This window comes from Micromonospora sp. KC213 (genome assembly GCF_004348325.1).
Taxonomy (GTDB): Bacteria; Actinomycetota; Actinomycetes; order Mycobacteriales; family Micromonosporaceae; genus Micromonospora.
This window is the reverse complement of record NZ_SMKF01000173.1, coordinates 1-12,368: the sequence shown is the minus strand read 5'-3', so window position 1 is coordinate 12,368 and position 12,368 is coordinate 1. Positions and strand designations below refer to the sequence as shown.

At 70.8% G+C, this 12,368-nt stretch carries 9 protein-coding genes; 2 read left to right on the top strand and 7 right to left on the bottom strand.

Annotated features, from left to right (window positions below):
- The coding region (locus E1166_RS25320) for a cellulose binding domain-containing protein (RefSeq protein ID WP_207914511.1) at window positions 1–339 on the top strand (339 nt) is incomplete at its 5' end.
- A 68-nt stretch (window positions 340–407) separates the two neighbouring features.
- Complete coding sequence (gene manD / locus E1166_RS25315; protein ID WP_132342447.1) at window positions 408–1,616, top strand: D-mannonate dehydratase ManD; 1,209 nt, start codon at window positions 408–410, stop codon at window positions 1,614–1,616.
- A gap of 83 nt (window positions 1,617–1,699) precedes the next feature.
- Here manD and E1166_RS25310 read toward each other — a convergent pair whose 3' ends face one another.
- The 7 genes from E1166_RS25310 to E1166_RS25280 form a co-directional block, all read right to left on the bottom strand.
- Window positions 1,700–3,811 carry an alpha-glucuronidase gene (locus E1166_RS25310; RefSeq protein WP_132342446.1) on the bottom strand — a complete coding sequence of 704 codons (2,112 nt, stop codon included), beginning with the start codon at window positions 3,809–3,811 and terminating at the stop codon, window positions 1,700–1,702.
- Window positions 3,804–4,496: a DUF624 domain-containing protein gene (locus tag E1166_RS25305; RefSeq protein ID WP_132342445.1), complete on the bottom strand. Its 693-nt coding sequence runs from the start codon at window positions 4,494–4,496 to the stop codon at window positions 3,804–3,806. Before E1166_RS25305 ends, E1166_RS25310 begins: the two co-directional genes overlap by 8 nt.
- Window positions 4,493–6,025: a xylan 1,4-beta-xylosidase gene (locus E1166_RS25300; protein WP_132342444.1), complete on the bottom strand. Its 1,533-nt coding sequence runs from the start codon at window positions 6,023–6,025 to the stop codon at window positions 4,493–4,495. The genes E1166_RS25305 and E1166_RS25300 overlap by 4 nt, the downstream gene beginning before the upstream one ends.
- A gap of 64 nt (window positions 6,026–6,089) precedes the next feature.
- Window positions 6,090–7,727: an extracellular solute-binding protein gene (locus tag E1166_RS25295; protein WP_132342443.1), complete on the bottom strand. Its 1,638-nt coding sequence runs from the start codon at window positions 7,725–7,727 to the stop codon at window positions 6,090–6,092.
- Between the two features lie 48 nt (window positions 7,728–7,775).
- A complete protein-coding gene (locus E1166_RS25290) occupies window positions 7,776–8,699 on the bottom strand; it encodes a carbohydrate ABC transporter permease (protein ID WP_243710507.1) in 924 nt (307 codons plus the stop codon).
- A complete protein-coding gene (locus tag E1166_RS25285) occupies window positions 8,696–9,673 on the bottom strand; it encodes an ABC transporter permease subunit (protein WP_243710506.1) in 978 nt (325 codons plus the stop codon). The genes E1166_RS25290 and E1166_RS25285 overlap by 4 nt, the downstream gene beginning before the upstream one ends.
- Before the next feature lie 10 nt (window positions 9,674–9,683).
- Window positions 9,684–12,077: a glycoside hydrolase family 3 N-terminal domain-containing protein gene (locus E1166_RS25280; RefSeq protein ID WP_132342441.1), complete on the bottom strand. Its 2,394-nt coding sequence runs from the start codon at window positions 12,075–12,077 to the stop codon at window positions 9,684–9,686.
- Between the last annotated feature and the right edge of the window lie 291 nt (window positions 12,078–12,368).

The window sequence follows — 12,368 nt, the reverse complement described above, 5'->3', positions numbered from 1 at the left end:
CCGACCGCCTCACCCACCGCCGCGCCGACGTGCCTGGTTTCCTGGACGGTCAACCAGTGGACCGGCGGGTTCACCGCCGAGGTGCGGGCCACCAACCGCGGGCCGGCGCTGACCGGATGGACGTTGACCTGGTCGTTCGGGGCCGGGCAGCGGGTCACCAACGCCTGGAACGCCCAGGTGACCCAGGCCGGGACCGCGGTCACCGCCCGAAACGTCGCCTGGAACGCCGACCTCCCGCCAGGTGGCACGGTCAGCTTCGGTGTGCAGGGCAGCTACGGCACCAGCAACCCGCCGCCCACCGACTTCCGGCTCAACGGCACCGCCTGCCAGACCGGCTAGCCAACGGCCAGAGGCGACCGGCCCTGATCGGCGGTGTCGTACCCGCCCCGGTGCTCCAAGGAGAACGCGTGAGAATCGTCGACGCGCGGGTCATCGTGACCTGTCCGGGACGCAACTTCGTCACCCTGAAGATCGTCACCGACGAGGGCGTCACCGGGGTCGGGGACGCCACCCTCAACGGCCGCGAGCTGGCCGTCGCCTCGTACCTGCGCGACCATGTGGTGCCGCTGCTGATCGGCCGGGATCCGGCCCGGATCGAGGACACCTGGCAGTACCTCTACCAGGGGGCGTACTGGCGGCGTGGGCCGGTCACCATGAGCGCCGTCGCCGCCGTGGACACCGCGCTGTGGGACATCAAGGGCAAGGTCGCCGGCCTGCCGGTCTACCAACTGCTCGGCGGCCGGTCCCGCGACGGCGTCACCGTGTACGGCCACGCCAACGGCGAGACGATCGACGAGGTGCTGACCGAGGTGGGCCGCTACGTCGACCTGGGCTACCGGGCGGTCCGGGTGCAGTGCGGCGTTCCCGGCCTGCCGAAGACATACGGGGTCAGCGCCGACAAGATGTTCTACGAGCCGGCCGACGCGGCGCTGCCCAGCGAGACCACCTGGTCCACCGAGCATTACCTGGCGCACGCGCCCACGGTGTTCGCCCGGGTCCGCGACGAGTTCGGCCCCACCGTACGGCTGCTGCACGACGTGCACCACCGGCTGACCCCGATCGAGGCGGCCCGGCTCGGCAAGAGCCTGGAACCGTACGCGCTGACCTGGATGGAGGATCCGGTCCCCGCGGACCTGCAGGAGGGGTTCCGGCTGATCCGGCAGCACACCACCACCCCGATCGCCGTCGGCGAGGTCTTCAACACGATCTTCGACGCCGCCCAGCTCATCCGGGAACAGCTCATCGACTACATCCGCGCCACGGTGGTGCACGCCGGCGGCATCACCCACCTGCGCCGCATCTTCGACCTGGCGGCCCTGCACCAGGTGCGCAGCGGCTCGCACGGGGCCACCGACCTCTCCCCCGTCTGCATGTCCGCCGCGCTGCACCTGGACATCGCCATCCCGAACTTCGGGTTGCAGGAGTACATGCGGCACACCCCGGCCACCGACGAGGTGTTCCCCCACGGCTACCACTTCGCCGACGGCTACCTGCACCCGGCGGAGACGCCGGGCCTCGGGGTGGACATCGACGAGGAGGCAGCGGCCCGGTACCCGTACTCGCCGGCCTACCTGCCGGTGAACCGGTTGCAGGACGGCACCGTGCACCCGTGGTGAGCGCGTGACAACGCGCGGACCCGGCCGGATCCGGCTCTGCGGCCGGGCCCGGAGAGCCGGACCCGGCCGGAAAGCCGGTCGGGTCAGTGGATGCGGCGTCCCCGTGCGTCCGGCACCCCTGACTTACGGAAGAAGTACGTGTTGATCTGATCCCGCCACTCGACGGCACAGCGCACCTGCTCGTCGAGGCGCTCGGCGACCCGCTCGTACACCGTCGGGTCGATCACCCCGGCCAGCCGCCGCCACCGCCGACGCATCTGCTCCACCTGCGCCACCCCGGCGAAGTGGGTGTCGTAGATGTGCTGCACCACGGTCACGCCGCTGTGCAGAACGTGCCCGTACGGGACATGGTGGAAGAAGAGCAGCAGCTCGTCCGGGCAGCGCTCGCGCGACTCGTACACCTGTGACCACGGCGGCGGATACTGCCCGGTGAAGCCGGTACCGGTGGCCCGGGTACGGTCCACGCCGACGCCGTCGCGGTCGGCGAAGTGGTAGGTGCCCCACGGCGTGTACTCGTAACCGTCGACGTCCGGGCCGTAGTGGTGCCCCGGGCGGACCATGAACCCGACACCCAGCGGGGCGGTGTAACGCTCGTAGGTGCGCCAGGAGTCGTCCAGCACCGCGTGCAGGGTCTCGCGCACCAGTGCCGGGTCGCCGGTGGTGGCCGGCGGGAAGGTCAACCCGATCCACTCGTCGAGGACCGCGACCGGGTCGAGCTCCGGATCCCAGGCGAGCCGGCCGAAGGCGTAGAGGTTGGCCTGGGCGAGGGGATGGCCGGTCCAGAACGGGTCGTCGCCCACATTGGAGACCGCGACCAGGCCGCCGCCGGCCGCCAGGTCCGCCACGGTACGTCCGTCCGGACCCCACGGCCGGAACCTGAGCACCTCGCTCCACCACGGAGCCAGGTAACAGGCGTGCCACTGCTGGCCGGTGTACTCCTGGGTGACCTGCAACTCCACCGCCAGCCGGGTGGCCGGCATGGCGGCGAGCACCGGAGAGACCGGCTCGCGCGGCTGGAAGTCGATCGGACCATGCTTCACCTGCAGGATGACGTTGTCCCGGAACCGGCCGTCCAGGGGGGCGAAGTGGTCGTACGCGGCACGCGCCCGATCGGTGGAGCGGTCCCGCCAGTCCTGCCGGTGCTGGTAGACGAACGCCCGCCAGTGCACCACTCCCCCGTGCGGGGCGAGCGCCCCGGCGAGCAGGTTCGCGCCGTCGGCGTGGTCGCGACCGTACCCGAACGGGCCCGGCTGCCCCTCCGAGTCGGCCTTCACCAGGTAGCCGCCGAAGTCCGGGATGCGGGCGTACACCCGCGCCGTGGCGCTCTCCCACCAGCGGCGCACCGCCTCGTCGAGCGGGTCGGCGGTGGGCAGCCCACCGAGGAGCACCGGGGCGGCGAAGGTCACCGACAGGTGCACCCGCACGCCGTACGGGCGCAGCACGTCGGCGATCCAGGCGACGTCGTCGAGCCGGTCGGTGAGCAGCCGCGCCTCGGTGGCGTGCACGTTGACGTTGTTCACCGCGACCGCGTTGATTCCGCAGGCGGCCAGCAGCCGCCCGTACGCCCGCACCCGCTCCCGGTCCCGCAGCGCGACGCCGTCGCGCCAGAAGATCGAACCACCGGCGTAGCCCCGCTCCATTTGTCCCATCACCGGGTGCCGGGCCACGTTGTCCCAGTGGTCGAGCATCCGTCGGCGCAGCGCGGGCCGGTGCCGCCGAGTAGCCCGCACGTCGAGCGCGCCCGCGCCGAGCCGGACCAGGTGGAACAACCCGTACAGCAGCCCGGCCGGCGTGTCGGCCAGCACCACCGTCAGCCCGTCGGCCCGGGTCAGCAGGAACCCCTCGTCGTCGAGGGGTTCGCCGTCGTCGGCCCGCGCCGCCGATGCCGGCAACGGTTCCGCGCCCCGCACCGCGAGAATCAGGTCGACGGCGTCGCCGGCCGGGCCGGAGGGCGACGACGGCGGCGCCCCGGCCCGGCCCGGCGGGGTGGAGGGACCGACACCCGACGCGACGCCGGATGGCGCCGGATGCCGGTCCCCCGTACGCCGGGCCTGCCCGCCGTGGGTCGCGCAGGCCCGGACGACCTCATCGAAGACGGTGTCCACGAGCAGGCCACCGCCGTGTACCAGCACGCGGCACCCACCCACCGTCGTGAACGCCGCCGGCGGCAGCCAGGCGGGGTGCGCGTCACTCACCGGTGAACTCCTCGCGCACCGTGTCGATCACCGGCTCGTTGATCCGCAGAAAGGCCAGCACCAACAGCGAGCCGAACAGCGCCAGCACCGCCTCCGAGAAGACCGCGGTGATCCCGGTCGCGGCGGCCAGCAGCAGCAGGTTGCCGACCGTGGCGCTCGGGGAACGCACCAGCAGGTGCGGCGCGAGCCGGAGGATGTCGCGGGTGCGGAAGGTGAACAGGGCGATGACCACCAGCGCCTGGGCCGTGCAGAGGGCCACCAGCGCGCCGACGCCGAGCAGCGGCACCGCCCACCAGGACGGCACCGCCGCCGCGTCGAGATGGGCGAGGTTCACCGCGATGACGGTCAGCCACAGCAGCGCGGGCGCCCAGATCCGCAGCACGCCCGCCAGGCTGGCCCGGTAGCCCCGCCAGAAGACCGCGGCGGGCCGCAGGTCCGTCAGGTCCGGGGGCTGGTGACGCAGGGCGTACAGAGCGGCGCAGACCGCCGGGCCGACCGGGAGCAGGCCGACCGCGACCAGCGGGAGGTTGCTGACGTCCCGGTCGAGCAGGAGCAGCGGGGCCAGGCCGGGCAGCGTGGTGACCAGCAGCAGCAGTTCGACGACGAGCAGGATGTGCACGTACGCGGCGACACGCGACAGTGGCCCGGTGCCGAACTGCCGCCAGGTCTGGCCCGCGTCGGTCATGCCTCCTCCTCCCGGCCGGGTCGGCCGAGCAGGCGGCCCTCGTCCCACCAGGGCGGGGTCTCGTCCACCACCGGCGTCAGCTCGACCAGGGTCACCTCGTGCCGGCCGAGGGTGAGGTCCAGCTCGACCCGGCCGGCGGTGACCGGCACCCCCCGGTGGCTGCGGTGCGGTTCGGCGGACTCCCGCAGCGCGTCGAGCTGCCACGGCCGGGGCGAGCGGGGACGGCCCAGTTCCACCCAGGCGGCCCAGGCGTTGCCCGCCTCCTCGCCGACCGAGGAGCGCAGCAGGAACGCCGAGGCGGTGCCGGGCGGGCCGAGCGGCACCGACAGTGCCAGGTCGTGCCGCTCCGGAGCCCGGTCGAGGCCGGTGACGTCGACCGGGGCCCAGGCCAGCACGGCGACCCGACCGTCGGAATGCCGGGTGACCAGGTGGTCGGCGCCGCGTGCGAGCACCTCGTCACCGAGGCGCGCCATGAAGGCGTACAGGTGGTAGGTGGGTTTCTTGATCTGACGGTGGGTGAGCAGGCCGAACCCGCCGTGGAACAGCGCGGTCGGCACCCCTTCCTCCTCGAACATGTCGCTGAACGTCCAGTACGAGAAGGAGTCGACCAGGTCGCCGCCGGTGGCCAGCACCGGGGCGAGGTACGCCGCGTGGAAGGCGGTGTCGTGGATGGGGTTGTCCGGCCGGTAGGAGGAGTTGAACTCGGTGATGTGCACCGGCACCTCGGCCAGGGCGGTGCCGGCCAGGTGCTTGCGGGGGGCGGCGAACTGTTCCAGCAGGTGCGCCGCTTCAGCGAGGGTCTGGTGGGTGCCGAACGGCACGTGTTGGGCCGGACCGGAGGTGTAGGCGTGCCGGCTGACGAAATCCACCGGCACCCCCCGGTCGGTGACGAACTCGGCGAACGGGACCAGCCACTCGTCCGCGCCCGGGGAGATGGCCGGGCCGCCGACCTGGAGGGTGGCGTCGACCTCCTTGACCGCGTGCGCCGACACCTCGTACAGCCGGTGGTAGGCGTCCCGGTCGGCGTCGGCCCAGAAGGCGGTCAGGTTGGGTTCGTTCCACACCTCGATCGGCCAACCGCGCACCTCCGCCAGGCCGTACCGGTCGACCAGGTGGGCGACGGTGCCACGGACCAGGTCGGCCCACTCCTGCCAGGAGCGCGGCGGGGTGACGTTGCCGCGCCACCAGAACACCGTCTGGTCGCCGGAGGCCAGCGCCGACGGCATGAAGCCCAGCTCGACGAAGGGCCGGATACCGAGTTCGAGGTACGCGTCGACGACCTGGTCGACGTAGGTGAAGTTGTGGTGCACCCGGCGCAGGCCCCGGTGCTGGTAGGGGCGGTGGACGCCCACGCCGTCGCTGAGCAGCCCGTGCCCGCGGATGTGCCGGAAGCCGATGTCGCGCTGGAGCAGCGCCAGCGAGTCCTGGTAGTCGCGCCGCAGGGCCAGCTCGAAGCGGCCGGTGCCGACACAGGTGCGCCAGGCGTCGGTCAGCCGGCCGACGGGCTGCTCGGCAACGGTGGTACGCATGCTCGTCCTCCGGTCGTCGCCGGGCGTGGGCCGGCCGGGCTGTGTCGCCGGCCGGCCCCGCCGGTCAGCCGTTGCTCTTCTGGAACCGCTCGTACGCCTTGTTGACCATGTCCAGGTACTGCTCGGAGTTCTTGGCCTTCAGTTCACCGACGTAGGCGTCCCACTCGGTGAAGGGCCGCTGACCGAGGATGAACTTCAGGCTGTTCTGGGTGACGTGGTCCTTGAGCGGGGTCTCCCAGAGCGACGCCTGCTCCCGCTCCTCGTCGGTGAGCGGGTGCGGCGGCGCGACCACGATCGGGCTCGGCGCGCGACCGTTCATCACCTTCTGGAACTCCATCTCCTCCGGGGGGAAGAAGGACTGCACCAGGTCGAGCTTGCCGCCGTAGGCGAACACACCGTTGGCGAAGCCGAAGTCCTTCTGCAGGTGCTTGCTGCCGGTGGGGTTGAGCCCGACGATGGTGACGTCCGGCGTGGGGGCGCGCTTGCCGGCGGCGTCCTTGGTGTATGTGGTCCCCTCGACACCCCACTTGGCGAACTCCTGGCCGGCGTCGGAGTAGTACAGCCAGTCGATGAACTGCATCATCGCCACGAAGTTCTTGCTCTCCCGGGCCTTCGAGGAGATCATCACGCCGTTCTCCAGCCGGGAGGCCGGGTTGATCTCACCGGCCGGACCGATCGGCAGCGGGATCTTGACCAGCTTCGCGTTCGGCTGGGTCTTCGCCAGGTCCGGTCGCAGTTCGTTGACCAGGGTCTGCGCGTTGGCGCTGATCACGAAGGACCTGCCGTTGGCGAGCTTCTGCCGGGCGGCGTCGTCGGTCTGGGTGAAGCTCTCCGGGTCCATCAGCTTCTCGGCGACGAGCTTGTTGAGGAACTGCAACATCTGCTTGTACTGCTCGCTGGCCCCGGTGTAGACGAACTTCTTCTCGTTCGGCACCCAGGTGACGTGCTGGTAGTTCCAGCCGGCCAGGGTGCCGTACGACGCGCCGAGGAAGTTCAGCAACGCGCCACCGGGGTTGGGCTTGTGCCACCGGTCGGAGAACGGGTACGTGTCCGGGTACCGTGCCTTCATCGCCTTGAGCACGGTGTACACGTCGTCCCAGGTCTTCGGCACCGTCAGACCGAGCTGGTCGAGGATGTCGGCGCGCATCGCCAGCGAGTACTCGTGCCAGGGCTTCTCGTGCATGCCGGGCAGCACGTAGAACTTGCCGTCGGACTGCCGCAGCGTGTCGATCTCCGGTTGCATGCGCCACTTCTCAATCTTTTCCTTGAAGTGCGGCATCAGATCCAGGTAGTCACTGACCGGCAGGATCGCGCCGGAGGAGACGAAGGCGTTCTCCTGCGGGTGGTACGTCTTCGGGATGATCATCGGCGCGTCGCCGGCCCCGATCAGCAGGCTCCGCTTCTGCTCGTAGTCACTGGCCGGCACGACGACCGGTTCGAGTTTCACGTTGGTCCGCTTGGTGATCTCCGACCAGAGCAGCCAGTCTTCCTTCAGCGGATAGAACGTGTGGTTGTTGTACAGGATGGAGAAGGAAACCGGCTCCGTGGCGGTGAACTGGTCGCCGACGCCGTAGTCGGCCATCGCGCCGGCCCGGTTGCCGGAGAGGTCCTTGGCGGGCTCCTCCTCCGAGCAGGCCACGAGGGTGAGGGTGAGCAAACCGACCACGGCAGCCGCCGCGCGGCGCCAGGTCTGCTGGAACATGGCTCGTCCTTTCGGTTCGGGTGGTGGGTCGGGTGTGGAACCGATCGGCTATCCCTTGACCGCGCCGAGCATCACGCCGGACACGAAGTACCGCTGGATGAAGGGGTAGACCGCCAGGATGGGCAGGGTGGTGAGCACGATGGTCACGGACTGGATGGTGGCCGCGGCCTGCACCGCGTCGGCGTCGGCGACCCCGCCGGCCGACTGGGCCCCGGTCGCGCCGGCGATGAGGTTGCGCAAATAGACCGTCACCGGGAACATGTCCTGCTGGTCCAGGTAGAGAAACGCGGTGAACCACGAGTTCCAGAAGGACACCGCGTAGAACAGCACCATCGTGGCGATGATCGCCTTCGACAGCGGCAGCACGATCCGCAGCAGGATGCCGTAGGTGTTCAGGCCGTCGACGGCGGCGGCCTCCTCCAACTCGGTCGGCAGGCTCTCGAAGAACGCCTTCATCACCAGCAGGTTGAACACGCTGATGGCGTTGGGCACCACCACCGCCCAGATGGTGTTCTTCATGCCGAGGCTGGTGATCAGCACGTAGTTCGGGATCAGGCCCCCGCCGAAGAACATGGTGAACACGGCTATCCCGGCGAGCACGCCCCGCCCCTTGAGCTGCGGCTTCGACAGCACGTACGCGTAACAGGTGGTGAGCACGAGCGCGATGGTGGTGGCCAGCACCGTGTAGACCACGGTGTTGCGGTAGTTCGTCCAGAACATCGCGTCGGACATGATCAACCGGTACGAGGTCAGGTCGAACCCGCGCGGCACCAGGGTCACCCGGCCCGCGATGATGTACGCCTCGTCGCTGAGTGAGCGGGCCACGATGTTGAGGAACGGGTACAACGTCACGACCACGACGCCGGTGAGGATCACCCCGTTGACCACCTGGAAGATCCGGTATCCGCGGGTCGGCCGGATCCCCCGCCGCCGGGCGGTGGCCGGGCGCTGCGTGGCGTTCTCGACGGTCACCACAGGCTCGCCCCGACCGTGCGCCGCGAGATGGCGTTCGCGGTCAGCACCAGGACCAGCCCGATCACGGCCTCGAAGAGGCCGATCGCGGCGGCGTAGCTGAAGTTGCTGGACTCGAAGCCCATCCGGTACAGGTACGTGGAGATGACGTCGGCGGTCGGGTACGTCAACGGGTTGTACAGCAGCAGGATCTTCTCGAACCCCACCGCCATGAAGGTGCCGATGTTGAGGATCAGCAGCGTCACCATCGTCGGCCGGATGCCGGGCAGCGTGACGTGCCAGGTCTGCCGCCACCGGCCGGCCCCGTCGATGCGGGCCGCCTCGTACAGGTTGTCGTCGATGGTGGTGAGGGCGGCGAGGTAGAGGATGGTGCCCCAGCCGACCGTCTGCCAGACCTCGGAGGAGACGTAGATGGTGTGGAACCACTCCGGCCGTTGCAGGAACGGCACCGGGTCGCCGCCGACGGCGCGGACCAGTTGGTTCACCGTCCCGTCCACCGACACCATCTGCATGACCATCGCCGCCACGATCACGATCGACAGGAAGTGCGGCAGGTAGGACACCGACTGCACGAACCGCTTGAGCCTGCGGGCCCGCACCTCGTTGAGCAGCAACGCCAGCACGATCGGAAGCGGAAAGCAGAACAGCAGGGTCAGCGTCCCCAGCGCCAGCGTGTTGGTGAACACCTCCCAGAATGTCGGGTCGGTGAAAAACATCCGGAAGTACCGCAGGCCGACCCAGTACTCGCCGAAGATGCTGCCGCCGGGCCTGAACCGGCGGAAGGCGATCACGTTGCCGATCATCGGCAGGTAACGGAAGACCAGGAAGAACAGCAGTGGCAGGACGGCAAGGGAGTAGAGCTGCCAGTCCCGGCGCAGGGCCCGCCGCCAACTGCGCCGGGCACGCGGTGCGCGGGTGGTCGGCGCCATGGGGCTGTCCCGGGCCCGCGGCGGCCGTAGGGTTTGCGGTGTCATCCTCGGCCTCCTATGCCGCCGCGGTCACGACGGCTTCGATCCAGGCCGAACTCAGCATTTCCCGCTGGTGACCGATCGGGCGCTCGGTGCCGGTCAGCCGCAGCGGCACGGTCGCCGCCACCTCGCTGCTCGACCGGCCGAACCGCAGTTCGACCTCGCCGGGCTCGACGATGCGCCGGCCGGCCCGGCCGGTGAACGACGCGACGTCGGCCGGCACGTCGAATGTCACGTGCGCCGCCGCGCCGGGCTCCAGCGGCACCCGGGCGTAACCGACCAGCCGTACGACCGGTCGGGTGACCTGCGCGACCGGGTCGTGCAGGTAGAGCTGGACCACCTCGGTGCCGGCGCGCGGTCCGGTGTTGCGGACGGTGATCCGGACCGTCACCTCGCCCTCGACCGGCCACTCGGCCGGCGCGCCGGAGCCGGCGTGCAGGTCACCGGCGGGTCCCAGCACGCACGCGTCGGACCAGTCGAAGGTGGTGTAGCTCAGCCCGTGGCCGAACGGGTACGCCGGGGTGGGGTCGACCGACGACACCTGCGTGCGCCGCGCCAGCGGCGGTGACAGGTAGGTGGCCGGCAGACCGCCGGCGTCGCGCGGCACGCTCACCGGCAGCCGACCCGACGGGTTCACCGCTCCGGTGAGCACCTCGGCGAGTGCCTGCCCGCCACGCTGACCGAGGAAGAACGCCTGCACGATCGCGGCTGCGGCGTCGAACTCGGAACCCAGCGCGTAGGGCCGCCCGGCCATCAGCACCAGGACGACGGGGGTGCCGGTGGCGAGCACGGCCCGCGCCAGGTCGGCCTGTACGCCGGGCAGCCGCAGGTCGGACACGTCGCAGCCCTCGCCGGAGGTGCCGCGGCCGAACATGCCCGCCCGGTCGCCGAGGGCGAGCACGCACACGTCGGCGTCGGTGGCCGCCGTGACGGCCGCCGCGATACCGGCGGTGTCCTCGCCGGTGATGGCGCAGCCGGCCTCGTGTACGACGCCCGGGACCAGGCGGGTCAGTTCGTCGCGGAGCGAGGGGATGTCCAGCCCGAGCCCGTGTTCGGGGTGCTGGACGCCGACGTGGTTGGGGAAGGCGTAACAGCCGAGCAGCGCCAGCGGATCGTCGGCGACCGGGCCCACCAGCGCGACCCGGCGACCGGCGGGCAGCGGCAGCACCCCGTCGTTGCGCAGCAGCACGACGGACTCCCGGGCCAGGCGTACGGCCAGCTCCTGGCTGGCCGCGTCGTCGAGACGCAAGCCCTGCACGTCCTCCGGCAGCGCCCGCCAGTCCTCGTCGAGCAGGCCCAGTTCGATCTTCTGGGTCAGCACCCGGCGCAGCGCCCGGTCGACCAGCGCCTCGTCGACCTCGCCGGCGCGGACCGCGGCCACCAGCGGGGCACCGAAGGTGTCCACCGTGGGCAGCTCGACGTCGATGCCGGCCCGCAGGGCGAGTTCGGCGGCCTGCGCCGCCCCGTCGGCGACACCGTGCAGGGTCTGCAGGAACCGGACCGCGAAGTAGTCGGCGACCACCGTGCCGGTGAAGCCCCACTCGTCGCGCAGCAACCCGGTCAGCAGCCCCTCGTCGGCGGCGGCGGGCAGACCGTCGATCTCGGCGTACGAGTTCATCACCGAGCGGGCACCGCCCAGCCGCAGGGCCATCTCGAACGGCGGGAGAATGACGTCGGCGAGTTCCCGGGGACCCATCGACACCGGGGCCAGGTTGCGTCCGCCCCGGGAGGCGGAGTAGCCGGCGAAGTGCTTGAGGGTGGCGACGACGCCGGCCCGTTCCAGGCCCCGCACGTACGCCGCACCGACGGTGCCGACCAGGTACGGGTCCTCGCCGATGGTCTCCTCGGTCCGCCCCCACCGGTAGTCACGGGTCACGTCGAGCACCGGGGCGAGGCCCTGGTGCACCCCGGCGGCGCGCATCGACCGGCCGATCCGGCCGGCGATCGTCTCGACCAGTTCCGGGTCGAAGGAGGCGCCCCAGCTCAGCGGGGCCGGGTACACGGTGGCCTGCCAGGCGGCGAACCCGGTGAGGCACTCCTCGTGCACCTGGGCCGGGATCCCGAATCGGCTCGCCGCCACGATCTGCTCCTGGGAGGCGGCCAGGGAGCGGGCGCCGAGGACCGGGTCGACTGGCGCGGTGCCGAACGGCCGGGTCAGCTGGCCCAGCCCGTATCGGATGATGGTGCTCCACGACGGCGGGTCGTCGATCATCTCGGTCTGGTACGGGGCGACGCCCTCCCCGGAGCCGTCGGCGCCCACCCAGACGCCGACGAGTTGGGCGATCTTCTCCTCCAGGGACATCAGTGGCACGAGCGCCTCGGCCCGCTCGGTCGGTGACAACCGCGCGTCGCGCCACGCGACGGTTTCCCGGCTCGCCGGTCCGGTGTCGACGGACGACTGACCTCTCATCCCGAACCCCTTAGCAGCGCTGACCTGGCCCGCCGCCCTGGTCACGGGCCGGGACGACAGCGACGACGGAATCCGAAAGTTTCGGAAATGGCGCCGCTTGCTTTCGGCAACCTATGGCCATCGATCGAGGCGTGTCAAGGGACCCCAACAGCGCATGCCACCGTCCCGTGGTCCCCCGCAGCCGCGCCGGGAACAACGACGCCCGCCGAAGAAACCCCTGGCCTTCCGGCACCGACGTGCTACAGTCCCCGAAACTTTCGGCCTTGTTGCCGACGACGTGCGCAGGAGCAC

Excerpts from the sequence above, each read along its gene's own strand:
- E1166_RS25305 (WP_132342445.1), bottom strand. The coding sequence starts at position 4,496 with ATGACCGACGCGGGCCAGACCTGGCGGCAGTTCGGCACCGGGCCACTG.
- E1166_RS25300 (WP_132342444.1), bottom strand. The coding sequence starts at position 6,025 with ATGCGTACCACCGTTGCCGAGCAGCCCGTCGGCCGGCTGACCGACGCC.
- E1166_RS25295 (WP_132342443.1), bottom strand. The coding sequence starts at position 7,727 with ATGTTCCAGCAGACCTGGCGCCGCGCGGCGGCTGCCGTGGTCGGTTTG.
- E1166_RS25285 (WP_243710506.1), bottom strand. The coding sequence starts at position 9,673 with ATGACACCGCAAACCCTACGGCCGCCGCGGGCCCGGGACAGCCCCATG.
- E1166_RS25280 (WP_132342441.1), bottom strand. The coding sequence starts at position 12,077 with ATGAGAGGTCAGTCGTCCGTCGACACCGGACCGGCGAGCCGGGAAACC.